Source organism: Nocardia wallacei (assembly GCF_029868745.1).
Classification (GTDB): Bacteria; Actinomycetota; Actinomycetes; order Mycobacteriales; family Mycobacteriaceae; genus Nocardia; species Nocardia wallacei_B.
The window spans coordinates 11,965-35,423 of sequence record NZ_JARWOP010000116.1 but is presented as its reverse complement, the minus strand read 5'-3'; the positions used below and the strand labels follow the sequence as shown (position 1 = coordinate 35,423).

25 protein-coding genes are annotated in these 23,459 nt (G+C 68.4%); 8 read left to right on the top strand and 17 right to left on the bottom strand.

All coding sequences use genetic code 11. The features are described from left to right. Positions 1–126 precede the first annotated feature (126 nt). Entirely contained in the window at positions 127–669 is a 543-nt protein-coding gene (locus QH470_RS09040; protein ID WP_280271828.1) for a TetR/AcrR family transcriptional regulator, read from the bottom strand. Between the two features lie 121 nt (positions 670–790). Here QH470_RS09040 and QH470_RS09035 point away from each other — a divergent pair, with 121 nt between their 5' ends. From QH470_RS09035 to QH470_RS09015, 5 genes are all read left to right on the top strand, one after another. Next, on the top strand, positions 791–1,186 hold the full coding sequence (locus tag QH470_RS09035) for a YciI family protein (protein WP_280271832.1): 396 nt from the start codon (positions 791–793) through the stop codon (positions 1,184–1,186). Then, positions 1,186–2,412 (top strand): RNA polymerase sigma factor, encoded by a 1,227-nt coding sequence (locus QH470_RS09030; RefSeq protein ID WP_280271827.1) that lies wholly within the window; start codon positions 1,186–1,188, stop codon positions 2,410–2,412. Before QH470_RS09035 ends, QH470_RS09030 begins: the two co-directional genes overlap by 1 nt. 361 nt (positions 2,413–2,773) lie before the next feature. Continuing rightward, the gene (locus QH470_RS09025; RefSeq protein ID WP_280271826.1) at positions 2,774–4,201 is read left to right on the top strand and encodes a neutral zinc metallopeptidase; all 1,428 of its coding nucleotides are present in this window, start codon (positions 2,774–2,776) and stop codon (positions 4,199–4,201) included. A 56-nt stretch (positions 4,202–4,257) separates the two neighbouring features. Beyond that, positions 4,258–5,181: a DMT family transporter gene (locus QH470_RS09020; protein WP_280271825.1), complete on the top strand. Its 924-nt coding sequence runs from the start codon at positions 4,258–4,260 to the stop codon at positions 5,179–5,181. A gap of 89 nt (positions 5,182–5,270) precedes the next feature. After that, positions 5,271–5,666, top strand: a complete 396-nt coding sequence (locus QH470_RS09015) for a PPOX class F420-dependent oxidoreductase (RefSeq protein ID WP_280271824.1) — start codon at positions 5,271–5,273, stop codon at positions 5,664–5,666. A gap of 70 nt (positions 5,667–5,736) precedes the next feature. Here QH470_RS09015 and QH470_RS09010 read toward each other — a convergent pair whose 3' ends face one another. The 6 genes from QH470_RS09010 to QH470_RS08985 form a co-directional block, all read right to left on the bottom strand. Continuing rightward, the gene (locus tag QH470_RS09010) at positions 5,737–6,846 is read right to left on the bottom strand and encodes a glycosyltransferase (protein WP_280271823.1); all 1,110 of its coding nucleotides are present in this window, start codon (positions 6,844–6,846) and stop codon (positions 5,737–5,739) included. 244 nt (positions 6,847–7,090) lie between these two features. After that, entirely contained in the window at positions 7,091–7,816 is a 726-nt protein-coding gene (locus QH470_RS09005; protein ID WP_280271822.1) for a DUF2334 domain-containing protein, read from the bottom strand. A 65-nt stretch (positions 7,817–7,881) separates the two neighbouring features. Then, on the bottom strand, positions 7,882–8,451 hold the full coding sequence (locus QH470_RS09000; RefSeq protein ID WP_280271821.1) for a hypothetical protein: 570 nt from the start codon (positions 8,449–8,451) through the stop codon (positions 7,882–7,884). 106 nt (positions 8,452–8,557) lie between these two features. Further along, positions 8,558–9,394 (bottom strand): alpha/beta hydrolase, encoded by an 837-nt coding sequence (locus tag QH470_RS08995; protein WP_280271820.1) that lies wholly within the window; start codon positions 9,392–9,394, stop codon positions 8,558–8,560. Positions 9,395–9,623: 229 nt separating this feature from the next. After that, positions 9,624–10,988 (bottom strand): M20/M25/M40 family metallo-hydrolase, encoded by a 1,365-nt coding sequence (locus QH470_RS08990; RefSeq protein WP_280271819.1) that lies wholly within the window; start codon positions 10,986–10,988, stop codon positions 9,624–9,626. Between the two features lie 87 nt (positions 10,989–11,075). Next, positions 11,076–11,987 carry an oxygenase MpaB family protein gene (locus tag QH470_RS08985; RefSeq protein ID WP_280271818.1) on the bottom strand — a complete coding sequence of 304 codons (912 nt, stop codon included), beginning with the start codon at positions 11,985–11,987 and terminating at the stop codon, positions 11,076–11,078. Between the two features lie 177 nt (positions 11,988–12,164). Between QH470_RS08985 and QH470_RS08980 the strand changes: the two genes are divergently transcribed. Further along, positions 12,165–12,344: a hypothetical protein gene (locus tag QH470_RS08980; RefSeq protein WP_280271817.1), complete on the top strand. Its 180-nt coding sequence runs from the start codon at positions 12,165–12,167 to the stop codon at positions 12,342–12,344. An 18-nt stretch (positions 12,345–12,362) separates the two neighbouring features. Here the strand turns inward: QH470_RS08980 and QH470_RS08975 are convergent, their stop codons facing one another. Then, entirely contained in the window at positions 12,363–12,959 is a 597-nt protein-coding gene (locus QH470_RS08975; RefSeq protein WP_280271816.1) for a TetR/AcrR family transcriptional regulator, read from the bottom strand. Between the two features lie 91 nt (positions 12,960–13,050). On the opposite strand from QH470_RS08975, the gene QH470_RS08970 reads away from it, so the two are divergent. Further along, positions 13,051–13,932 carry an oxidoreductase gene (locus QH470_RS08970; protein ID WP_280271815.1) on the top strand — a complete coding sequence of 294 codons (882 nt, stop codon included), beginning with the start codon at positions 13,051–13,053 and terminating at the stop codon, positions 13,930–13,932. Positions 13,933–13,965: 33 nt separating this feature from the next. Here the strand turns inward: QH470_RS08970 and QH470_RS08965 are convergent, their stop codons facing one another. The 3 genes from QH470_RS08965 to glnA all read right to left on the bottom strand — a co-directional run bounded on the left by QH470_RS08965 (position 13,966) and on the right by glnA (position 16,030). After that, positions 13,966–14,217: a type II toxin-antitoxin system RelE family toxin gene (locus tag QH470_RS08965; protein ID WP_280271814.1), complete on the bottom strand. Its 252-nt coding sequence runs from the start codon at positions 14,215–14,217 to the stop codon at positions 13,966–13,968. Next, on the bottom strand, positions 14,214–14,486 hold the full coding sequence (locus tag QH470_RS08960; RefSeq protein ID WP_280271813.1) for a type II toxin-antitoxin system Phd/YefM family antitoxin: 273 nt from the start codon (positions 14,484–14,486) through the stop codon (positions 14,214–14,216). Before QH470_RS08960 ends, QH470_RS08965 begins: the two co-directional genes overlap by 4 nt. A gap of 107 nt (positions 14,487–14,593) precedes the next feature. Further along, entirely contained in the window at positions 14,594–16,030 is a 1,437-nt protein-coding gene (gene glnA, locus QH470_RS08955; protein ID WP_280271812.1) for a type I glutamate--ammonia ligase, read from the bottom strand. A gap of 397 nt (positions 16,031–16,427) precedes the next feature. On the opposite strand from glnA, the gene QH470_RS08950 reads away from it, so the two are divergent. After that, a complete protein-coding gene (locus tag QH470_RS08950) occupies positions 16,428–16,886 on the top strand; it encodes an RDD family protein (RefSeq protein WP_280271811.1) in 459 nt (152 codons plus the stop codon). Positions 16,887–16,935: 49 nt separating this feature from the next. Here the strand turns inward: QH470_RS08950 and QH470_RS08945 are convergent, their stop codons facing one another. From QH470_RS08945 to QH470_RS08920, 6 genes are all read right to left on the bottom strand, one after another. Then, positions 16,936–17,679, bottom strand: a complete 744-nt coding sequence (locus QH470_RS08945; protein ID WP_280271810.1) for a DUF4191 domain-containing protein — start codon at positions 17,677–17,679, stop codon at positions 16,936–16,938. 55 nt (positions 17,680–17,734) lie between these two features. Next, on the bottom strand, positions 17,735–19,933 hold the full coding sequence (locus tag QH470_RS08940) for an elongation factor G-like protein EF-G2 (RefSeq protein ID WP_280271809.1): 2,199 nt from the start codon (positions 19,931–19,933) through the stop codon (positions 17,735–17,737). 105 nt (positions 19,934–20,038) lie between these two features. Next, entirely contained in the window at positions 20,039–21,094 is a 1,056-nt protein-coding gene (lipA, locus tag QH470_RS08935; protein ID WP_280271808.1) for a lipoyl synthase, read from the bottom strand. 21 nt (positions 21,095–21,115) lie between these two features. Beyond that, positions 21,116–21,877, bottom strand: a complete 762-nt coding sequence (gene lipB / locus QH470_RS08930; RefSeq protein WP_280271831.1) for a lipoyl(octanoyl) transferase LipB — start codon at positions 21,875–21,877, stop codon at positions 21,116–21,118. Positions 21,878–21,927: 50 nt separating this feature from the next. Next, entirely contained in the window at positions 21,928–22,470 is a 543-nt protein-coding gene (locus QH470_RS08925; protein ID WP_280271830.1) for a GNAT family N-acetyltransferase, read from the bottom strand. An 81-nt stretch (positions 22,471–22,551) separates the two neighbouring features. After that, the gene (locus tag QH470_RS08920; protein ID WP_280271807.1) at positions 22,552–23,454 is read right to left on the bottom strand and encodes a TIGR01777 family oxidoreductase; all 903 of its coding nucleotides are present in this window, start codon (positions 23,452–23,454) and stop codon (positions 22,552–22,554) included. Positions 23,455–23,459: the final 5 nt, after the last annotated feature.

The following is a 23,459-nucleotide window of genomic DNA, read 5'->3' as shown; positions in this document are numbered from 1 at the left end:
GATCCACACCCAAGCCCTCATCGCACTGGCCCGCCGTTTGATCGACGTCATCTGGGCGCTCGTACGCGACAACCGCACGTTCACCACCGAGGCACCAGCCCCGATCAGAACTGCGGCTTGACACGATCATTGAAACTCCTCAGGGTGCAGCCAGGCGGCCGCTACCGAATTCGCGACTCGGTCCACGAGGGCCGAGTCGTTGTCGCCGCCGAGCAGGTGCAGCCACAGGAATACCGGTCCGGCGAATTGTGCGTGTGCCCAACGCAAGTCGGGCATCGCGGTGAGTTCGCCACGAGCGACCGCCTGCATGGCGACCCGGCGAATCAGCTCCTGCTCCGGCAGCAGGCAGACCTGTTCGAAGACGCTCTGCAACGAGCGGTCGTGCAGCAGATCGACCATGATCTCCGGCAGCACCGCCCGCACCCTCGGATGGGCCATTCGCGTGACGAAATCTGTTGCCACATAGCGCAAGTCGCCACGCAGGCTACCGGTGTCGCGGTACTCGCGCGGCCGCAGATCACCGATGAGGTGGTGCAGCGCCAGCGCCGCCTTCGACGGCCACCGCCGGTACAGCGCGGCCTTGCCGACCCCGGCCCGGACCGCCACGTCCTGCACCCGCAGCCCGGCGTAGCCGACCTCGGCCAGGAGCGCGAGGGTGGCCTCCCGCACGGCTCGGTCGGTGTTCCTTCGTGCATTCCCGCCCGCGATGTCCGAAACTGAGGGACAGCTCCGACGTACCTGGTGAGAGGCGCCGACGGGGCGCCGGTCGAAAGGAGTGACCGTGAAGTACATGATCCTCAGCTACGGCTCGCAGCAGGACTACGACGGCATGGGCGGGTCCGGCAATTCCGCCTGGACCCCGGAAGATTTCGCGAAGATGGCCGAGTTCATGACGGCGTTCAACCGGGAACTGGAGGAGTCCGGCGAGTTGGTCGAGACTCGCGGTCTGGCCGCACCGGTGCACACCCGCCGCGTCGGCAACCGGGACGGCTCGGCGTTCGTCACCGACGGCCCTTACGCCGAGACCCAGGAGGTGCTCGCCGGGTACTGGATCGTCGAGTGCGAGAGCTTCGACCGCGCCACGGAGATCGCGGCGCGGCTGCAGGGTTGCCCGGCGCCGAAGGAAGCCTACGACCGCGCATACGCCGACATCCGGCCCATCATGGAGTCCGCGGACGAGATCTGATGTTCCGCACCGAGTTCGACGACCTGCTGCGCGAGCTGGCGCCGCAGGTCCTCGGTGCGCTGGTGCGCCGCTACGGGCATTTCGACGCCGCCGAGGATGCGGTGCAGGAGGCGCTGCTGGCGGCCGCCACCGGCTGGCCGGTCGAGGGCTTGCCGGAGCGGCCGCTGAGCTGGCTGATCACCGTCGGTGCGCGGCGGCTGACCGATCTGCTGCGCAGCGAGCAGGCGCGGCGAGCGCGCGAGGACGCCGTGGTGCACCGGCGCCTGCCGGACGAATGGCTGTCGCCGGCGGCCGACCGGCCCGCCGATGCCGACGACACGCTGATCCTGCTGTTCCTGTGCTGTCATCCGGCGCTGTCCGCGTCGTCGCAGGTCGCGCTGACGCTGCGTGCCGTCGGCGGCCTCACCACCGCGGAGATCGCCCGCGCCTTCCTGGTGTCCGAGGCCACGATGACCCGGCGCATCACCCGGGCCAAGAAGGTGATCGCGGACAGCGGAATTCGATTCGCGATACCCTCGCCGTCCGAACGCGATGAACGGCTCGCGGCGGTGCTGCACGCGTTGTACCTGATCTTCACAGAAGGGTACTCGGCGACGTCCGGGGCGGAACTGCAGCGGACCGAATTGTCTTCGGAGGCAATCCGTTTGGCCCGTCTGCTGTATCGGCTGCTGCCGGGTGAGAGTGAGGTTGCGGGCTTGCTGGCACTGATGGTGCTGACCGACGCCCGCCGTCCCGCGCGCACCGGTCCGGCGGGTGAGCTGATTCCGATGGAGGAGCAGGACCGGAGCCGTTGGCGCGCAACCGATATCGCCGAAGGTGTCGAGCTGATCACCGCGGCCTTGCCGCAGGGCGCGGTCGGCCCTTACCAATTACAGGCAGCCATCGCGGCGCTGCACGACGAGGCGCCGGATTACGGCTCGACCGACTGGCCGCAGATCACCCTGCTGTACGAGCGGCTGCTGGAGTTCGGTGACAATCCGATGGTGCTGCTGAATTATGCTGTGGCCGTGGCATTTTCCCGCACGCCCGCCGCGGGTCTGGCAATCGTCGAACAGGTCGCAGGGCGACTGCCGGACGACCATCGCGTCGACGCTGTGCGGGGACACCTGCGTGAGATGCTCGGCGACCGTGACGGTGCCCGAACCGCCTATCGCGCGGCGGCCGCGCGGGCGAGAAGTCTTCCGCAACAGCGATATCTGAACGTTCGAGCGTCGCGACTCGGCTGATAGCGGCAAGGGGGCTGAGCCTGGATTTCTTCCCGGGCACCACGCTCGGACGTTGCCCGGCCGTTGAGCGTTCTCAGGTTATCGCTGTCCGTTCGATGCCCGTGGGCATTTGTTGCTCCGGACGCAGCGCGGTGTCGAGGTTTCGCGCAACACCGCATCGGGACACCCGAACACCGTCAGCCGAACTTCCCGCACGTGGTGTCGAGCCAACGTTGCGCTGACGACGCCGCATGCGATTACGATGTGGGCGCTCGGAGACGGGGGGACCGCTGACGCGGAACCGGATCGTCGTGGTCCGGGTGCGTGACAGTGGTAATCGGGGAGGCGAAACAATTTGATACGACACATACGGCCGCGGTTCGTGGCACTCGCGGGACTGCTCGTGCTGGTCGCGGCGCTGGCCGGATGCGGCGGCGAGTCGACGGGCACCGCGGTCCAGCAGGCCGGGGTCACCGACTCCGGCAATCCGTGGGAGGTGGCCGGCGCGACGCAGGGCGGCGGGCCCAGCGGCCCTCGCACCGGTGTGCCGGACGCGCCGTTGCAGGCTGAGAACGGCGACGGCGGTGAGATGGACCGGCTGGCGCTGAACACTCTGTCGGATCTCCAAGACTATTGGAGCGCCGAGTATCCGAAGTTCTTCAAGGGCACGTTCAAGCCTGTGGACCGCTTCATCTCCTGGGACGCACGCGCTCCCGAGGAGCAGGCGGTGAAATTCTGTAAGTCGACGACCTACCGCATGGTCAACGCCGCTTACTGCAAGCTGGACAAGACCATCGGCTGGGATCGCGGCAAACTGCTCCCGCTGATCACCGACAAGTACGGGAAGATGGCGGTGGTGATGGTGCTCGCCCACGAGTACGGTCATTCGCTCCAGGATCAGGCCCGGCTGAACGGATTCTTCACTCCCACACTGGTATTGGAGCAGCAGGCCGACTGCTTCGCCGGAGTGTTCCTGCGTCAGGTGGCGGAGGGCAGCTCGGCGCACTTCACGCTCAACACCACCGATGGGCTCAACGGCGTGCTGGGTGCGGCGGTGGCCGTTCGTGATCACGATCCGGAGGGTAAGAACAACTCGCACGGTTCGGCGTTCGAGCGGGTGACCGCGGTGCAGATCGGCTGGCAGGACGGCACCGAGGGCTGCAAGACGATCAACAAGAAGGAGATCAAGGAGCGTCGCGGCGGGCTGCCCACCAGCTTCGAGGAGGACGACCAGGAGAACCAGCTGCCGGTCGATACGGTGTCGCTCGATCTGGTCGCGCAGGCGCTGGGCCGGATCTACCCGATGTCGCAGCCGCCGCGGTACGACTACTCCGGCGTCGTGCGGGACTGCCCGCAAGACACCGCGGTGGAACCGGTGTCGTTCTGCCCCGCCGCCAACAAGATCGGGGCCAATGTGCCGGGGCTGGCCGCGCGAGCCGGGGCGCTGCCGGGGGCGGACGAACCGCTGTCGGCGGTGGTGGAAGGCAATTACAACGCCTTCCTGGTGTTCATCTCGCGCTACGCCCTAGCCGTGGAGAAAGACCGGAACCTGCCGCTGTCCGGCGCGGAGTCCGCGGGCCTGCGCACGGCGTGCCTGTCGGGGGTGATCACCACCAAGCTGAGTGACCCGGCCAGCGATCCGCGGCTGACGTCCGGGGATCTGGATTCCGCCGTGTCGGGCCTGCTGTCCGACGGTCTCGCGGCCAGCGACGTGGACGGCAAGCTGGTGCCCAGCGGCTACCAGCGGCTCGAGGCGTTCCGGACCGGGGTGCTCGACGGTGAGGACGCCTGCCTGGCGACCTACAAGTAGCCGCCGATCCATTCCCGCGACACTCCGGATTCACCGGACGCGCCGAGGATGGGCCTGTGACGACACTCGGGCCGTGGGCGGCCGGTAGCGCTCCGGCGCTGCTGGCCGCCCTGCTGTTCGCGGTGTCGGCGGCGTGGCAGCAAGGTAGTGCGCGCGGCGCGGCGCTCGCCGTGGAAGAGGCGTCCGGGCTACTGGCCGTGGCCGGGATCGCGCGGGCCCTGCTGACCGACCGGCGCTGGTTGCTCGGGCAGGCGTGCAGCGTTGCCGGTTTCCTTTGCCACGCAACGGCTTTGCGGTACGGGTCGATTTCGACCGTTCAGGCTTTGCTGGTGGTGCAGTTGCTGTTCGCGCTGCCGTTCGCGGCTCGGCGTCGCCGGGTCCGGCTGCTGGCCCGGGACTGGGCGGGGACCGTCGCGGTGTGCTGTGGGCTGGTAGTGCTTGTGGCGCAATCTATTCCGCTCGGGCCGGTGCACGTGGGTCGGCTTCCGATCGCCGGGTGCTTCGTCCTTGCCGCGGTGCCGGTGCTGCTGGTTGTGGGTCGTTTCCTCGGCGGCACCCAGTCGCGATCGGCGTTGACCGCGATGGCGGCCGGATGCTGTTTCGCCACCACCGCCGTGTTCGTCGCCGTCGCGACTCCCGCACTGCCGCAACTGCATTGGGCGTGGCTCGGGGTGCCGTTCTCGACCGTGATCGGGGGCGTGCTTACTCAGGAAGCCTTCGCTCGCGGGTCTCTCCCTACTGCCCTCACCACCATGACGATCACCGATCCGATCCTCAGCTACGCCGCGGGGCTCACCTTGTTCACCGCTTCGGCGTACCCGCATCCGCTGCCTCTCACGGTCGCTGCTGCCACGGTGATCGCCGGTGTCGTGCTGCTGGCGAATTCCCCTACCTTGCACGACGAACGGGATTCGTCGGCCGTGGTCGCGGTCGCGGGAGAGCCGAGCAGACCGGCTGAGTCTGGCCGGAAGTTTTTCTAGCAACGCTAGACAAGCTTGCGGATCGGCTGATATCGTTGCTTCGCATTCTAGCGACGCTAGAAGATGTCGAATACCGAGGAGTGACCGACATGATCTTTACCAGCAATGAGCAGCAGTTCCTCGCGGAAGCCGGGATCGGTCGGCTGGCCACGGTGTCGCCGGACGGCGTTGTGCAGAACAATCCGACCGGCTATCGGGTGAACGCCGACGGCACGATCGATATCGGCGGCATGCGGATGCGTTCCACTCGGAAGTACCGCAATGTCGAGGCGGGCAGCCGGGTGTCGTTCGTTGTCGACGAACAGGTTTCCTTGGAGCCGTACGTGATTCGCGGTATCGAGGTGCGCGGTACTGCTGTGGCGCTCGATGACGTGGAGCCGCCGTTCCCGCCCCAGGAGCGTGCGGTCATCCGGATTCGGCCCGAACGCGTTATCTCGTGGGGGATCGACGGTGGGTCCTTCGACTTCACCAGTCGCGGCGTTTAGTGGTCGGTGGTCGGGTCTTCTCGGGCAAGTCGTTCTGTTCGGCGAAAGTCGGACTTCGACGCAGCCGGCTTTACGCGGAGCGTAAGGCGGGTTCGTAGTTCTCGTGGAGGGTGAGCATTCCGGTGACCGTGCGGGACCAGGGGAAGCGTTCGGCGCTGCGGCGGGCGGCGTGGCGGCGTTGTGCGGTGGGGAGGGAGAGGAGATCGCGTGTCGCGGCGGCGAGACCGGTTGGGGTGCCGTCGCATTCGAGGCCGGAGCCCGGATCGCCGAGGAGCTCGCGGGCAGCGCCCGCGTGCGGAACGACCACCGGGGTGCCGCAGGCGAGGGCTTCCAGTACGGCCAAGCCGAATGTTTCGGCGGGGGAGGGGCATAGGGCGATATCCGCTGCGGCGATCATGTCTGCCATCGCCTTTCGGCTGGGGACATAGCCCTCGAATCGCACCGGCAGTTCGGCTGCGAGGGCCTCGAGATCGCCCCGGAGGGGGCCGTCGCCGACCACCGTGAGTTCGGCGTCGATTCCCTTGTGCCGCAGCAGTTGTAGTGCCTCGATCGCGCGCTCGGGGTGCTTCTCGCGGGACAGTCGGCTCACCAGGATCAGTTGCGGCCTGCCGGGGACGGTCGCCGGGTTGTCGCTCGGCCGGAAGGTATCGAGATCCACGCCGAGCGGAATGCGGTGCACGTTGCGCGCGCCGATGCGGGTGAATTCGGCACAGGCGAATTCCGAGGTGACGATGATGCGTTCGACCCTGGACGCGAGCCGTCGATTGGCCAGGTCGGCCGCGGTGACGAGCGGGAATCCGGGCGGGACGCGGGTCCGCAGGATGGCGTCGATGCGCTCGTGCGAGAACAGGATCAGTGGCACACCGGTGCGTCGAGCCCACGGCGCGAGCCACCGCATACTCAGTTTGTCGCTGCACTCCAGCACGTCCGGGCGCAGCCGCTGCAGGATCGGACGAGTGCGCCGGGCGGTGAGCACGTGGTACCCCGCGCCCCCGAACCGCAGTCCCCGCACGGTAATTCGCCGCCCCGCCGGTGTCCCCTCGTCCGCGTCGACCACACCCGGCACCACCAACACACGGTCATGCCCGGCGGCCACATAACCCCGCCCGATCTCATCGACACAGGTACGCAGGCCACCCGAGGCGGGGGTGTAGAAGTTCGCCAACTGAACGATCCGCATCAGAGACCCTCTGACGCGAAACGTGCGCATGTTCCACCGAAGTCCGACCGGCGACGCCCGGGTGTGAGTCGGTGGGCGAGTACAGGATTGAGGGGATGCGCGGTACGGATGTTTCTGAGCCGGGAGCGCTTATGTGTGGAAGGGGTCGGCCAGGGGCGGGAGTGTCTGTGTATGGGCCCGAGGGGTCGTTTGGGCTGGTTTCGATGTCCCGTGGGTGCCTGATCGGGAGGGGTGGTGTGGGATGTCACCCGATCACCTCGGCGTAGGTGGTGGCGCTCGCGCCGGCCGATAGTGCTGCGTCTATCGCGCGGAGGGCGGCGTGGCGGAGGCCGGGGCGGCGCAGGTCGTCGGGATGTAGTGCGATGCGGACGAAACCGCCGTGGGTTGCGGTTCGGTGGGAGAGTGTCTGCATCAGCCGGGCGGCGGTGCGCTCCCCGCTGCCGCCGGGTCGCTGGGACAGTGCGAATCCGCGGAACCGCTTGCCGCAACGCAGGTCTCGGACGCCGAAATGATCCGTGGTGTGTGAGAATCCCGCCCGCTGCAAGGCCCGCTCTGCGGCAGGTGAGGCCAGCCAGCCGGGCGGCGTGAACCCGGTTGTGCTCAAACCGAGTTCGTCCATCACCGCCGTGGCCCGCCGCAGCCGCGTATCGGCCGCTTCGGTGTCCAACGCGGCGAACTCGGCGGCGCCACGGGCGATCAGCCGGGCGATCGCGCGCCGAGGCAACGCACCCGTTGCCGGTGCGCGATGCTCCCAGCCGTGCATCATGATCTCGTCACCGTGCGCTCGTCGTGCCCGCAGGAAAGTCGCATACTCCGGCGCGCCGGCCAAGCTCGTTCCCCGCCACGGCCCGGGAATCACCAACAGCGACACCGGAATTCCGAACGCATCGGCATCCGCGCACCAACGTTCGGTCTCGGCGGCAGTCGCCGGAGCCACGTCATGGATACTCACCACCAAGCGTGCAGGCACGCGCGCACGCTAGCAGCGCCCGGTTGCCGCCAGCTGAACAATTCCGGTCACCTTGCCGATCGGGATCAGCGGGTCCAGTACTCCCACATCGACAACTCGTCGTCGTATCCCTTGACCCGATTCACCGCGTCCCGCAGCTCGCGCCCGGCGGTCAGTTCGTAGAAGAGGGTCAGTACGGCGAAGAAGGCACTGTGCCCCTCCGGTGCGTCGGCGGGAGCGAAGTAGCCATTCGCGCCGGCGTCCAGGAACGCTGCGGCGAGTGCGGCCCGGCCGGTTTCGCACCCCGTGGAGATCACGGTGCTTCCGGGTATTCGAAGGTGGTCCCTGATCTGTGCGGGTCCCATCGAGCCATGGAACGGTTGGGCTTCGGCGATCGAACCGCCGAGTTCGGGCAAGAGGATTTGTCCGTCCTCACCGTGGCAACTCACAATCACGAACGGCGCGATGGGAAAAGCTCCGCCGAGCGCCGCGAGGACGTGGCGAGATTGCCCGATCGGGCGGAGATTGACTTGAATCCCGAACTCCTCCAGCGCATTTCGCAATGGAGATGCCGAGCTGTCGCCGATGTCGAGCAGATCGACTTCGGTCCAGGCGAGTTTACCGTCGACAATGTCGTATATACGCGAGGTCGGCACTGTCTCGACGGTAGCGGTGCAGTGTTCAGTCGGGAACATCCGATGTGCTGATTCGCCCGTGACCGGCTCTCCGACGGAGTGCCGACGCTGGCTGAAGTGGGGCCGCTCAGGCGGCTAGGTGCTGGTTCAGCCAGGTGACGAGGTCGTTGAGGACGGTGTCTTGTTCTGGCTCGTTGAAGATCTCGTGGTAGAGGCCTGGGTAGCGGTTGACGGTGAGGTCGGCGGTGGCGGCGCGCTGTTCGATGAGGTCTGAGCTTGCCGGGGCGGCGAGGGCGTCGGCGGTGCCGTGTAGGACGAGGGTGGGGACGGTGAGGTGATCCAGGCGTCGGGTGATGGTTTCGGTCGCCTGGAGGATTTCGGCGCCGGTGCGGGCGGGGAGTTTGCCGCGGAAGACGAGTGGGTCGTTGTCGTAGGCGCGGACTACCTCCGGGTCGCGGCTGATGGCCGATGAATCGAGTTGCAGCACACCGAGTCCGGGGGTGAATCGGCTGAGGATCGGCGCGAGTAGCCGCTGCACGGGGTTGCCCGCCGAGATGACCAGCGGTGGTGCGGAGACCGCGATGCCTGCCACGTCCAGTGGCGCTCGCGTGGTGAGGTACAGCGTGATCAGGCTGCCCATGCTGTGCGCGACAAGGAATTTCGGTACGCCCGGATGGGTATGGGCCGCGAATTCGAGCAGCGTCGCGACATTGTCGGCCGCACCGTCGACCGAATCGATATTCGCCCTGCTTCCGGCAGACTGCCCGTGCCCGATGTGGTCGGGCGCGTACACGGCGAACCCATTGTCCGCCAGCCGTTTCCCGACATGCTCGTACCGCCCGGAGTGCTCGGCCACCCCGTGCACGAGCACAACGACACCCCGCACCTGCTCCTCCGGCAGCCACGCCCGCCAGAAGACCTTCCCGCCCCGCCCCTCGAACTCGCCGGTCTCGGTCCGCACCATCGTTCCTCCGTCCGCCACCACGTACACCGTCGCCCAGTCTCGCACTTTCCGGACTGCTCAGGTGGCATGTGAGCCTGCCGAAATCCGCAAGGCCGACCACCTGTCGGTTCGGCCCACAGTGGATTGGCCGGTCGCTGCCGATTCGATACGGGCGGCATATCAGGCGGGTGGCAACAAATGGTGGTCGGCCGGCCGGCGATTTCTGAGTGGGTTGTCGGGATGACGGTGTTCAGGGCTGGTGGGTGTAGTGGTCGATGAGGCGGCGGTTGAAGTCGATGAGGCGGCCGTAGTTGATGCGGGAGAGGCGTTCGTCCGTGCCGTGGATGCGTTTCAGGTCTGCGGCGTCCAGGACGATGGGGGCGAAATTGCAGCGGGTGGCGGCGAGGCCGTCGTAATAGCGAGAATCGGTGGCGCCGGGGACAATTCCGGTGGTGACGATCGCCTCCGGCACCACGGCGCGGGTGATCTCGGCGACGACATCGAATGCCGGGCCGGGCCCGGTGATGTCCGACGGTTCCGACGACATTCCGACCAGCTCGAGGTCGATTCCGTTGTCCCGCACTACCCGGCGGCAGTGCTCGAGCACCCCGGCCACCGAATCACCGGGCAGAATACGGAAATTCACCAGCGCCTCCGCCGACTGCGGCAGCACGTTCGCCTTGACGCCGCCGCGGATGACGGTCGGCGCCGTGGTGGTGCGCACCAAGGCCTCGGTCTGTGGTTGCGCTGCCATCAGGCGTGTCACCGCGGCGCTCGCCCGCGGCAGCAGGCCCAGCGCCGCGCGGGGGAGCGCGGGCAGGGCGGGGCGGAGGCGGGTGAGCATGTCCGCGGTCACCGGCGGCAGGCGCAGCGGCATCGGCCGATCCTGGAGCCGCGCCACTGCCCGCGCGATCCGGCCGACCGCGGTCTGGCGGCCAGGCATCGATGAATGCCCGCCGGGATCTGTGACGGCCAAACGAACTGTCGCCCAGCCTTTTTCGCCGAGCATCAGAAATGCGGTAGGACGTCGCACGCCCGGCGCGATGCCGTCGGTCACCACGCCGCCCTCGTCCAGCAGCAGATCGGCCCGCACCTTCAGAGAACGTAGGTGCGCGGCCATCCGGGCGGCGCCGTCGCAGCCGAGCGCCTCCTCATCGTGACCGAAGGCGAGGAAAATCGTCCGGTCCGGCCGTCGGCCCTCCGCGAGCGCGGTCTCGACGGCCTCCAGGATCGCCAGCACGCGGCTCTTGTCATCGATGGCGCCGCGACCCCACACGAACTCGTCGTCCACCGCGCCCGCGAACGGCGGGTGGGTCCAGCGCTGCTCGTCGTCCACGGGCACCACATCGAGGTGCGCCAGCAGGATCGCCGCCGTGCCAGGTGAGGTGCCCGCCCAGCGGTACAGGCGGCTGTGGCCGAAGCGGGTGATCTCCAGTTCGGCGTGCGCCAGCGGGAAACACTGCTCCAGATGTGCGGCCAGCTTGTCGAACTCGGCTGCGGTGCCGGAAGACGCGGGACCGGTGTCGGAGGAGACGGTGGCACAGCGCAGCGCCGCCGCCAGCCGTTCGGCGGTCCGATCGTCGACGCCGGTCGATGCCTGCGCGCTGCTGGTCATCGGTCACCACGCTCGGGAGAGGAAACGGTCACCGTTGCATTGTTCAGCACGTGCGTCCCCGGGGCGACGAATCGCCGCGGACCCCCGTCAGAACGGGCGGAGGTCGATCACCTTACGTAGCCGGGCGCGGTCCCGTTCCAGGCGGCGGGCCTCGTAGGCGATCGGGAAGTAGCGGATTCGCTCGGGGAGCATGGGGATGGTGCGGCCGATTACCCAGCCCAGTATGCGTAGTTTGCGTTCGTCGGCGGGGGTCCAGGTGAGGCCGAGTTTGCGGCGGGCGGATTCCGGTGTGGTGCCGACGGTGCAGAAGTACTGCATGCGGCCGATCGGGGCGGTGGCGGCGCGCCACAGCGGCGCCAGCATCCGTGGCAGGAAGGCCGGCGGGGCGATGTTGCGGATCACCCGGAGGTAGTCGTGCGCGACATTCGTTGCCACCAGATGGTTGTCGACCATCTCGTCGAACCACCGCTGCCAGTCGTCGAAGGTCGCCGGAATCTCCTTGGGCGGCACCGAGAAATTGCGCATCAACTGCACGACCTCGTCGTAGTACGCGTTCTTCTCCGCGGCGGTGAGCGGTTCGCGGGTGAAGTACCGGTTGCCCTCGGTGAAGGCGAAGGTGCCGGTGTGCAGCACCCACGCCCACGGGCCGGAGGAGAGTGCCTTGTGGTGAACGCCCGCGGCGTCGACCGTGTTCAGTGTCGCGTGCCTCTTGCGTAGCCGATCCGCCTCGGCCAGCGCTTCCTCACCGCCGTAGATCCACATCATCACCGACGCGAGGCTGCGCGTGGCGCGGCCCATGGGATCGGTGCGGAAGGTCGAGTGCTCGTCCACGACGGCGGCGATGGTGGGCTCCATGGTCTGCAGCAGGAAGGCCGAACCCGCGGTGAGCGAGAAGGTGATCAGCCCCGTCTCGTCCCACATCTTCGTGCCGGGGCGGAAGGGCTGCCGGGGCGGAAGTTCGCTGGCGGTGCGTTCGATCCGGGTTACCGACGCGGTCATGGTGATCTCCTCTGACCACTAGACAACATGAGAAGCTTACTGCCGAATCATCTCATCATCTCGGGGGGTCGGCAAGCGTGCGGGAAAATTAGCGGTGCGGGCGGCTTTTCGGTGGAAGAATGAGGGTCTTACGCTGCGTCATGTCGCGTACGCCGCGAAAGTCTCAGGAGTTCCGTTGTGATCCGCGTTCATCTTCCCCACTTCGACAACCGCCCTCTGCTGCCCGCGTTCGGCGACCGCGCCCGCCGTGCGCTCGGCCGTTTGCGCGGTGCCGAGCACGCGCACCGCCCCGCCGCCGATCGCCGCCCGGCGGTGTACAGCGCATCTCTCGGCTGCCACCCGCACCTCGACCGCTGAATCCGCCGCCTGTCTGGTTCAAGCCCGTCGATGCCGCGTGCCGGAAGCCTTGCCCGGATCGGGGGAGAGCGCACGACGGGCGAGGGTCAGCCAGCGGGATTGTGTTGCGGGCGTGGCGTTGTCGTGCGGCGCGGTGGTGAGTAGGAGGACCACGTCGTCGACCGTGATGTCGGTGTAGAGGCTGTGCTCGCGGTGGGCGGCGGCGATCAGTTGTGAGACCGCCGCGGCGGCGTTGTCCCGGAGTCGGCGCAGGGCATCGCCGGCGTGGTGGGTGACGGTGTGCCGGAGGAGTCGCTCCTCTCGCAATTCGACCGTGACCTGGTGAAGTAGGCGGACGATCTCGTCCAGTGCAGTGGATTCGCGGGCGTTGACGCGAGCGGACGCGGCGTCCAGCGAGGCGGTGATCCGGGCTTCGAGTTCGGTGACGATCGCGTCGATCAGATCCTTCTTCGTCGGATAGTGCCGGTACAGCGTTCCGACGGCAACGCCTGCGGCGGAAGCGATCTCGTCCATGCCGACGTCCGGTCCGCGCGCGATCACCAGGTCTCGGGCGGCGTGCAGGATGGCCTCCCGGTTGCGTTGCGCGTCGGCTCGGCGGGGGGTTCGCGCGGTCATCGGAAGCTCCCGTCTCGTCGGTTCCTCTTGACAGTACATGAACTAGTGGTTCACTTTTAATGTGAACAGGTAGTTCATCTTAGGAGCGGACATGTGGACAGAGGCGGACATACCGGATCAGCACGGCCGCGTCGCGGTGGTGACCGGCGGCAATACCGGAATCGGATACGAGACGGCGCGGGCACTCGCGGCCCGGGGCGCGGCGGTCCTGCTGGCCTGCCGGAACGACGAGCGGGCGGCGGACGCGGCGGCGCGCATCGGTGCGGCGGTGCCCGGCGCGGTGGTCGACACGGTGCGGCTCGACCTGGGGTCCCTGGAATCGGTCCACGCGGCGGCCGCGGACGTCCGCCGCCGCCATGCTCGCATCGATCTACTGATCAACAATGCCGGGGTCACGGGCTTGGACGGTCATACCGCCGACGGCATCGAGATCCAGTTCGGCGTCAACCACATCGGCCACTTCGCGCTCACCGCCGTGCTGCTGGACATGCTCGCGCCGGATGCCCGGGTCGTCACCGTGAGTAGCATCGGACATCGCTTCGGACGCTTCGACGCGACCGGAAAGCCCTGCGGTACAAGCCCGTACGCCGATTCGAAGCTGGCGAATCTGCTGTTCACCTACGAACTGGACCGCCGGTTGCGTGCCGCGGGCGTCCCGGTCTCGGCTTTGGCGGCCCACCCGGGTGGCGCGAGCACGGAGGTCTTCCGCTACTCCCCGCCGTGGTTCCGGATCCCGAACCTGGCCATTGCCAAGGCTTTTGGGCGTACGCCCGCCCTGGGCGCCCTGCCGACCTTGCGCGCCGCCACCGACCCCACCGCGCACGGCGGCGAATACTACGGCCCGGGAGGGCTTTTCGAGATTCAGGGCCACCCGGAACCGGTGACCTCGAGCGCCCGCTCCCACGACGAGCGCCTCCAGGCCGCCCTGTGGTCAGCTTCCGAGGATCTGACGTCGACGCAGACTTCCGTGTAGTGCTACTCGGGGGCCGGAACCCGGGTACGCACGTTATCGGTAGACGTCGGATCGCTTCGCGACGATGTAGACCGTAACCAGTTGCGCTGCTTCGTCTATTTCGTACACGATGCGGTACTGGCCGATCCGGACTCGCCAGTCGCTGTGGATGCCGACGAGCTTCTTGGCGCCGATCGGTCGCGGTTCGTGACTCAACCCGATGATTGCCTGTAGCGCGGCTTCGAAGGCGTCGCGTGGCAGCTTTTGCAGCTGTTTGAGAGTGTCGGGATGAAAAGCGATCTTCACGACGCGAGGACCGTCGATGGGTCGACGCCCAGTGTTTCGATCATCTCCGAAAGAGTCATCGCCTCGAACGGATTCTCCCGCATGTGCCGGAGGCGAAGCGCGTCGGCCACGTCGGCGTGCTCATGCAGGCGTTCGTAGTCGGCCATGCTGATGAGCACGGCGACCTCGGTGCCGCTGTCGGTGATGACGACTTCCTCACCGGTCGCGGCGACCTCGCGGACGATAGCGCCGAGCTTGGCACGCAGATCCTTCAAGCTCTGTGTACTCATGTTCAACATGTTACACTACGTGAGGACCGCATAGGAACGACTCGGAAAGGCCGGAGCCCCAGCCGAACTCGGCTGGGGCTCCGGGAGAACGGTTGCGGTGCTGCGACTTACACGTCGAAGTACAGCTCGAACTCGTAGGGGTGCGGGCGCAGGTTGACCGGGGCGATCTCCTGCTCTCGCTTGATGGAGATCCAGGTCTCGACCAGGTCTTCGGTGAAGACGTTGCCCTCGGTGAGGTACTCGTGGTCCTCTTCCAGCTTGTCGATGACCGACGCCAGGTTGGTGGGGGCCTGCGGGATGTTCTTGGCCTCCTCCGGCGGGAGCTCGTAGAGGTCCTTGTCGACCGGGGCGGCCGGCTCCAGCTTGCGCTTGATGCCGTCCAGGCCGGCCATCATCATGGCGGCGAAGGCCAGGTACGGGTTGCCCGAGGAGTCGGGCGCGCGGAACTCGAGGCGCTTGGCCTTCGGGTTGTTGCCGGTGACCGGGATGCGGACGGCCGCGGAGCGGTTGCGCTGCGAGTACACCAGGTTGATCGGGGCCTCGAAGCCCGGGACCAGGCGGTGGTAGGAGTTCACCGTCGGGTTGGTGAACGCCAGCAGCGACGGCGCATGGTGCAGGATGCCGGCGATGTAGTGCCGGGCCAGGTCCGAGAGGCCGGCGTAGCCCGCCTCGTCGTGGAACAGCGGCTTGCCGTCCTTCCACAGCGACTGGTGCACGTGCATGCCCGAGCCGTTGTCACCGAACAGCGGCTTCGGCATGAAGGTGACGGTCTTGCCCTCGGCCCACGCGGTGTTCTTCACGATGTACTTGAACAGCTGCAGGTCGTCCGCGGCGGACAGCAGGGTGTTGAACCGGTAGTTGATCTCGGCCTGGCCGGCGGTGCCCACCTCGTGGTGGCCGCGCTCCAGCTCGAAACCGGCATTCTGCAGGTTGGTCGCGATCTTGTCGCGCAGGTCCACGTAGTGGTCGTACGGCGCGACGGGGAAGTAGCCGCCCTTGTTGCGGACCTTGTAGCCGCGGTTCAGGGTGCCGTCGGGGTTGAACTCCGCGCCGGTGTTCCAGGACCCCGAGACCGACTCGATCTCGTAGAAGGAGCCGTTCATCGCCGAGTCGTAGCGGATCGAGTCGAAGATGTAGAACTCCGCCTCGGCGCCGAAGTACGCGGTGTCGGCGATGCCCGTGCTGCGCAGGTACTCCTCGGCCTTGCGGGCCACGTTGCGCGGGTCGCGGCTGTAGGACTCGCGAGTGAACGGGTCGTGCACGAAGTGGTTGAGGTTCAGGGTCTTCGCGGCCCGGAACGGGTCGATCTGCGCGGTGCTGAAGTCGGGCAGCAGCAACATGTCCGACTCGTCGATCGACTGGAAACCGCGCACCGACGATCCGTCGAATGCCAGACCCTCCTCTGCCAGGTCGGCGGTGAACGCCTTCGCCGGGATCGAGAAGTGCTGCTGCACACCGGGGAGGTCGGTGAACCGGACGTCGACGTACTCGACCTCCTCCTCCTTGATGTACTTGATGACCTCGTCGGCCGTGCTGAACGCCACTTAGTACTCCTTACGGATCGGTTCCCAGCCTGTGCCGATTGCTGGGTGTCGCAGATGAACGCTATGGACGCGGTGTTTCCCGACAATCAAGACTGTGTTTCGCCAGTGTTACACGTACCGCCGGCCGCAGGCGTCGACCTCGCGCCGACCGGCTGGTTGCCGCGCCCGGGGCCGATCGTCGCCCGACCAGCACGCATATCCTGCCATTACCGGGATGTCGGTGGGCGTGAAGACCCCGCAAACATGTGTTAAAAGCCACCCACCGCGCGGTGTTCGGGGCGGAGAGTTTCCCGCGCGCAACTCGCATGCTTTCCGGTCGCGCGAAAATAGCGCGGTGACGCTGCCGCGGTCCCGGGTGTGACGTGGTCGGCAGAAACCCGCCGCCTAAGCTGGGGGCATGGCGCGAATCACCGGTTCCTGGCTGTCCGGACCGAATGCGGCGGACCCGGATCAGCCGGGCACGGGCGAGTATCCGGGCGAACTGCTGGGGCTGCCGAAATCCGGCGCCGGGTCGCTGGTGTCGCTGCTGCGGCGGATCGTCGCGCTGTTCGTGGACTGGTTCATCGCGATGGGGATCGCCGCGATCATCGCGCGGGGCGGCTCGATCAACACGCTCACGCTGCTGGTGTGGTTCGTGATCGGTGTCGTCACGGTGACGTTGTTCGGGTTCACTCCCGGCCAATACTTCCTGCGCCTGCGCGTGATTCGCGTCGATGCCGAGGCCACGGTGGGTGTCGTGCGCGCCCTGGCGCGGCAGGTGTTGCTGATCTTCGTGGTCCCCGCCCTGTTCACCGACTCCGACGGCCGCGGCATGCACGACCGCGCCACCGGCACCGCCCTCGTCCGTTCGCGGTAGCGACGACAAAGGCCCGCGCCCTCGGGGACGCGGGCCCGACGCGAAATACTCAGCGACGGCGGATGGTGCGCTGCATGCCGCGCATCTTGGCGCCGGCCGGCAGCGGGCCCTTCGGCAGGGCGGGTCCGCCGCGGGTCGCGAGGGCGGAGAGGCGGCCCTCGATGAGGTCCATGCGCTTGGTGTCGATGTTGCGGGGGAGCTTGGTGAGGTAGCGCTGCAGGCCCTTGAGCGGCACCTGGCCCTCCTCGTTGCCGATGACGACGTCGTAGATCGGGGTGTCGCCGACGAGCCGGGCGGTCTTCTTCTTCTCTTGGGCCAGCAGCGATTTCAGGCGCGAGGGGGAGCCCTCGGCGACCAGGATGACACCCGGCAGGCCGATCACGCGGTGCACGGCGTCGAGCTGGGTGGTGGCGGCGACACCCTGGGTGACGCGCCACTTGCCCTGCAGATTGTCGAGCACCCAGGCCGCCGCGCCCGCCTGGCCCTCGGCCTTGGCGTACACATTGCGCTGCACCCGGCGCCCGAAGAGGATGAACGCCACCAGCGCGCCCAGCAGCAGACCCACCGGCAGGAAGAACCACTGCAGGTTCACGAACAGGCCGATCACGAACAGCACTACGGCGATGCCGAGGAACGCGCCGAGCATCAGCGGCAGCAGCAGCTTGTCTTCCTTGCGCTGCATGTTGAACGCCTGCCAGAGTTGCTGGCGCCGCTCCTTCGACGCCTGCTTGCGCGCCGCCTTCGCCGCGGCCTTCGCTTCCTTGGACGGCTTCCCGCCCTTACCTGCTGCCATGGTCACCAGGATATCGGGGATGCCCGGTCGCTTCGGCGGGGGGACGTGGGCGGCCTCAGCCCGAACCGTTCGACTGGGCTCGCAGAGCGTCGGCGCGCTGCGCGGGCATCGGCTCGTGGCGGGTGTAGGCGCGGGTGAACTGGGCGCTGCCGTGGGCGAGGGAGCGCAGATCGATGGCGTACCGGCTGAGTTCGAGTTCGGGGACCTCGGCGCGGATCACCGTGCGGGCGCCGGTGGTGGGTTCGGTGCCGAGCACCCGGCCGCGGCGGCTCGACAGGTCGCTGAGCACGGCGCCGACATAGTCGTCGGAGACGGTGACCGCCACCTCGGCGATCGGTTCCAGCAGGCTGATGCGCGCGGTCGCGGCGGCCTCCCGCAACGCCAGCGCACCGGCGGTCTGGAAGGCGGAATCGGAGGAGTCGACCGAATGGGCCTTGCCGTCGAACAGCGTCACCCGCACATCGACGAGCGGATACCCGGCGGCCACGCCCTTCGCCGCCTGCGCCCGCACGCCCTTCTCGACCGACGGAATGAACTGCCGCGGCACGACTCCGCCCACCACCTTGTCCACGAACTCGATGCCCGAGCCCTCCGGCAGCGGCGCCACCTCGATCTCGCAGATGGCGTACTGGCCGTGCCCGCCGGACTGTTTGACGTGCCGTCCGCGCCCGGTCGCGGTACTGCCGAACGTCTCGCGCAGCGCTACCCGGTGCTCGACCGTGTCCACCTGCACGCCGAATCGCGACCGCAGCCGCTCCAGCGCGACCTCGCGATGCGCCTCGCCCAGGCACCACAGCACCAGCTGACGGGTCTGCCCGTTCTGCTCCAGTCGCACCGCCGGATCCTCCGCGACCAGCCGGGCCAGCCCCTGCAACAGTTTGTCCTCGTCGGCCTTGCCGTGCGCGCGAATGGCGACCGGCAGCAACGGTTCCGGCATCCGCCACGCCTCGATGAGCAGCGGGGCGTCCTTGGCCGACAGCGTGTCACCGGTCTCGGCGTGCCCGAGCTTGCTCACACAGGCGATGTCCCCGGCGATGGCCTGACCCAGCGGACGCTGTTGCTTGCCGAACGGCAGCGACACCGCGCCCACCCGCTCGTCGATGTCGTGATTGCGCGCCTCGATCGGGCCGTGCCCGCAGACGTGCACCGTGTCGTCGGCGCGCAGCGTCCCGGAGAACACCCGCACCAGCGACAGCCGCCCGACGTACGGGTCGGACGCGGTGCGGATCACCTCCGCCGCCAGCGGGCCGTCCGGATCGCAGGACAGCGGGACCGGGCGCGCGCCGTCGACCTCGGACGCCGATACGGAATGCTCTGCGGGAGTAGGGAATCCGCGCGTGATCAGTTCCAGGATCTCCACCATGCCCAGTCCCTCGCGGGCGCCCTCCGGCGGCGGCGCCGCGAGCAGGACGGGGTGGAAGGTGCCGCGCGCGACGGCCCGCTCCAGATCGGTGACCAGGGTGGTGAGGTCGATCTCCGCGCCCTCGAGATACCGGTCCATGAGGGTCTCGTCCTCGCTCTCGGCGATGATTCCCTCGATGAGCCGCCCGCGTGCCTGGTCGATCAGCGCCGCCTGGTCGGGGGTGGTCTCGGCCTGCGTGTGCGCCCCCGCCGAGTAGTCGAAGACATGTGTGCTCAGCAGGTCGATCAGGCCGGTCACGGGCCGGTGCCCGTCGGCGCCCCGCGGCCCGTACACCGGAAGGTGCAGCGGCAGCATGCTTTCCGCCGCGCCGCCGCCGAGCAACTCGCGGCAGGTCGCGGTGATCTCGTCGAAATCGGCGCGGGCGGCGTCGAGGTGGGTGATCACCAGCGCGCGCGGCATGCCGACGCTCGCGCATTCTTCCCACAGCGCCATCGTCTGCCCGCCCACACCCGCCGCGCCCGCGGCCGCCGAGACGACGAAAAGGGCCGCGTCCGCAGCGCGCAGACCGGCCCTCAGCTCCCCGACGAAATCGGCGTAACCCGGTGTGTCGAGCAGGTTTATCTTGAATCCGTCCCAGCCGATCGGTACCACCGACAGCTGGACGGACCGGTGTTGTCGCTGTTCGATGTCGTCGTAGTCGGAGACGCAGGTGCCGTCCTCGACCCGGCCCGCCCGGGTGACCGCGCCGGTGGCGACCGCGAGGGCCTCCACCACCGTGGTCTTGCCCGAGCCGCTCTGGCCGACCAGGACGACATTGCGGATCGCGTCGGGGCGGGCGGCCATGATGGTCGTGCCGTTGGCGCCTGCCGATGTGCTCGCTCTCTCGGCCATGTGTGTCCTCGCTCCCGGAGTCGACACGTGCGGTTATCCGAGCTTCCCACCGGAACCGCGGCCTGTCAGCGATTCGTGAGATCCCGGGACGCGTCCCGGGAGAGGTCAGGAACCGAAGCGGGCCAGCACCGAGGTGGCCTCCTGGGAGGCGGTGCTCTCGTCGCCGAGGTGGGCCATCTCGGCGGGCAGTTCGCGGCCGTGGCGCTTCATCGCCTGGGCGTACAACCGGCCGGCGCGGTAGGACGAGCGGACCAGCGGCCCGGCCATGACACCCGCGAAGCCGATCTCCTCGGCGGCCTGGGAGTGCTCGACGAACTCCTCCGGCTTCACCCAGCGCTCGACCGGGTGGTGCCGCGGCGAGGGCCGCAGGTACTGGGTGATGGTGAGGATGTCGCAACCGGCCTCGTGCAGGTCGCGCATCGCCTGCGTGACCTCCTCCGGGGTCTCGCCCATGCCGAGGATCAGATTGGACTTGGTGACCAGCCCGGCCTCGCGGGCGGCGGTGATGACCTGCAGCGACCGCTCGTAGCGGAAGGCGGGGCGGATGCGCTTGAAGACCCGGGGCACCGTTTCCACGTTGTGCGCCAGCACCTCCGGCCGGGCGGAGAACACCTCGGCCAGCTGTTCGGGGATCGCGTTGAAGTCCGGGATCAGCAGCTCCACGCCGGTGTGCGGGTTGAGCCGCTTGATGGCGCGCACCGTCTCCGCGTACAGCCAGGCGCCGCCGTCCTCGAGGTCGTCGCGCGCGACACCGGTGATGGTGGAGTAGCGCAACCCCATGGTCTGCACGCTCTCGGCGACCCGGCGCGGCTCGTCGCGGTCCAGCGCGGCCGGCTTGCCGGTATCGATCTGGCAGAAATCGCACCGGCGGGTGCACTGCTCGCCGCCGATGAGGAAGGTGGCCTCGCGGTCCTCCCAGCATTCGAAGATGTTGGGACAGCCCGCCTCTTCGCAGACCGTGTGCAGCCCTTCGCGTTTCACCAGGCCCTTGAGTTCCGAATACTCCGGGCCCATGGTGGCGCGGGTGCGAATCCACGACGGTTTGCGCTCGATCGGGGTCTCCGCGTTGCGGGCCTCGATGCGAAGCAGCTTGCGGCCGTTGGGCGCTGCGGCGTTCTGTGGTGCCGAGCGGTTCGATGTCGGGGTGTCGACGGAGGTCACCGGACCGATGCTACGCCGTGATCATTCGGCCGCGGCGGGTGCTCCGTTCCCGTTGCCGAGGGGTGTGACCCGGGCGACATCGTGGTCGGTGACGGGCAGCGTGCCGTCGAGCGCGCGCAGGATCGCGTCGGAGACCAGGGTGAGCGCCTCGGTGACGGTGACCTCGCGGCCGAGCTCCCGGCTCAGCGTCGTCACCCCGGCGTCGTGGATGCCGCAGGGCACTATCGTTTCGAAGCCTTCCAGGGCGGAATTGCAGTTCAGGGCGATGCCGTGCAGGGCGACGCCGCGCTGCACGCGCACGCCGATCGCCGCGACCTTTCGTTCCGGCTGGGCGGCTGTCGCGGGCACCCAGACGCCGGATCGGCCCGACACGCGGCCGCAGCCGACGCCGAAGCCGGTGCACACGGTGATGAGGGCCTCCTCCAGGCGGCGGACGTAATCGACGACGTCGAGCGGCTCGGCCAGCCGCACGATCGGGTAGCCGACCAATTGCCCCGGACCGTGCCAAGTGATCTTGCCGCCGCGGTCGACCTGAACCACCGGGCTGCCGTCGAGTGGCAGGTCGCCCGCCTCGGTGCGGCGGCCGGCGGTGAACACCGAGGGGTGCTCGAGCAACAGCAGCCGATCCTGGCCGCGGCCCTCGGCTCGCTCCGCGGCGATGGCGCGCTGGATGTCCCAGGCGCTGTGATAGTCGATGAGGCCGAGGTTTTCGACGAGAACGGGGGTGTCGTCGTAGCGGGCCGAGCCTGTGGCGCGGTGGCCGCCGGGGCCGCTGGTCGACAGAGGTTTGCTCGTAGGCTCGCCCCGAGAAGAAGGTGCGCTGGCAGGCTCGCTCACCAGAGCGAGGTTACGCCATGGTTACCGGGCTCCGGGAGAGGGTCGACAGGCAGCGTGAGCTGCATCAATGTCAGGTCCAGCCAGCGGCCGAACTTCCGGCCCACCTCGGGCAGCTCACCCACGATCCGGAAGCCGAACCGCTCGTGCAGCGTGATCGAGGTGGTGTTGGCGGACTCGATCGCGGCGATCACCGCGTGTACTCGCCCGGACCGCTCGGCCCGCGCCAGCAACTCCGTCAGCAAGGCGGTGGCGACGCCGCGGCGCTGATAGCTGTCGGCGACGTACACCGAATTCTCCACGGTCTGCCGGTATCCCGATTTCGGCCGCCACTGCGCGTAGCTCGCGTACCCCGCGACCGCGCCCTCGATCTCCCCGACCAGCACGGGGTAGCCCGCGGCCCGGCGGTCCCGCAACCACGCCCGCCGCTCCTCGAGTCCGACCGTCTCGGTATCCCAGATCGCGGTCGTCGCGGCGATGGCATTGTTGTGGATCGCCAGGATCTCCGGCAGATCGGTCTCCCGCGCGTCCCGGATCACCACACCGACCGTTCCGTTCTCGCCCACGGCACGACGGTAGCGGCGCATGGCGGCGTCCGGAGATCCAGGCCGGTCGTCGTGCGGTCAGGCGGACGATTTGCCTACGGCTGCGGTGAGGGCCTCGCCGATCGTGTTGTGCTGGAAGCGGTATCCGGCCGATTCGAGGACCGTGGGGATGGCGCGGGGGCCGTGCAGGATCGCCTCGTCGGCGAACTCGCCGAGGGCCAGGCGCAGGGCGAAGGCGGGGACCACGAACGGGGCCGGGCGGTGGATGGCGCGGCCGAGCGCGCGGTTGAATTCGGCGTTGGTCACCGGGGCGGGGCCGGTCAGGTTCACCGGGCCGGACACGGCGTCGTGGGTGAGGGCGAAGACGATGCCGCCGATCTCGTCGTCGAGCGAGATCCACGGCAGGTACTGGCGGCCGTCGCCCAGCCGGCCGCCCAGGCCCAGCGAATACAGCGGTTGCAGCATGCCCAGCATGCCGCCGCGCCGGGCGAGCACGATGGCGCTGCGGAGCAACACCACGCGCGCGCCCGCGTCCGCCGCCGGCCGCGTCGCGCCCTCCCAGTCGCGGCACAGCGTGGCGAGGAAACCCGTTCCCGCGGAATCGGATTCGGTCATCACGCGGTCGCCGGCGCCGCCGCCGTAGTAGTGTGCGCCGCTGGCGTTGACCAGCGTGGGCACGCCCGCGGCGGCGACCGCCTCGGCGAGCACGTCGGTGGGTGTGAGGCGGCTGTCCCGCAGCTCCTGCTTGAAGCTGCCGGTCCAGCGCCGCGACCCGAGACCGGCGCCGCAGAGGTTGACCACCGCGTCCGCGCCCCGCAGCGCCGGCTGCGGCACCCGGGCGCGGACGGGATCCCAGGAGAACTCGTCGGGACCGGCCGCGCGACGGCGCACCAGGCGGGCCACCTCGTGCCCGTCCCGTCGCAGGGCCGCCACCAGCGCCGTCCCGATCAACCCGGAGGATCCGGCGATCACAACCTTCATGCGGT

Excerpts from the sequence above, each read along its gene's own strand:
- QH470_RS09015 (WP_280271824.1), top strand. The coding sequence starts at position 5,271 with ATGATCTTTACCAGCAATGAGCAGCAGTTCCTCGCGGAAGCCGGGATC.
- QH470_RS08990 (WP_280271819.1), bottom strand. The coding sequence starts at position 10,988 with ATGACCAGCAGCGCGCAGGCATCGACCGGCGTCGACGATCGGACCGCC.
- QH470_RS08920 (WP_280271807.1), bottom strand. The coding sequence starts at position 23,454 with ATGAAGGTTGTGATCGCCGGATCCTCCGGGTTGATCGGGACGGCGCTG.
- QH470_RS08960 (WP_280271813.1), bottom strand. The coding sequence starts at position 14,486 with ATGAGTACACAGAGCTTGAAGGATCTGCGTGCCAAGCTCGGCGCTATC.
- QH470_RS08995 (WP_280271820.1), bottom strand. The coding sequence starts at position 9,394 with ATGGTGCGGACCGAGACCGGCGAGTTCGAGGGGCGGGGCGGGAAGGTC.
- QH470_RS08950 (WP_280271811.1), top strand. The coding sequence starts at position 16,428 with ATGGCGCGAATCACCGGTTCCTGGCTGTCCGGACCGAATGCGGCGGAC.
- QH470_RS09010 (WP_280271823.1), bottom strand. The coding sequence starts at position 6,846 with ATGCGGATCGTTCAGTTGGCGAACTTCTACACCCCCGCCTCGGGTGGC.
- QH470_RS08940 (WP_280271809.1), bottom strand. The coding sequence starts at position 19,933 with ATGGCCGAGAGAGCGAGCACATCGGCAGGCGCCAACGGCACGACCATC.
- QH470_RS08985 (WP_280271818.1), bottom strand. The coding sequence starts at position 11,987 with ATGACCGCGTCGGTAACCCGGATCGAACGCACCGCCAGCGAACTTCCG.
- QH470_RS09035 (WP_280271832.1), top strand. The coding sequence starts at position 791 with ATGATCCTCAGCTACGGCTCGCAGCAGGACTACGACGGCATGGGCGGG.
- QH470_RS08970 (WP_280271815.1), top strand. The coding sequence starts at position 13,051 with ATGTGGACAGAGGCGGACATACCGGATCAGCACGGCCGCGTCGCGGTG.
- QH470_RS08945 (WP_280271810.1), bottom strand. The coding sequence starts at position 17,679 with ATGGCAGCAGGTAAGGGCGGGAAGCCGTCCAAGGAAGCGAAGGCCGCG.
- QH470_RS08975 (WP_280271816.1), bottom strand. The coding sequence starts at position 12,959 with ATGACCGCGCGAACCCCCCGCCGAGCCGACGCGCAACGCAACCGGGAG.
- QH470_RS09030 (WP_280271827.1), top strand. The coding sequence starts at position 1,186 with ATGTTCCGCACCGAGTTCGACGACCTGCTGCGCGAGCTGGCGCCGCAG.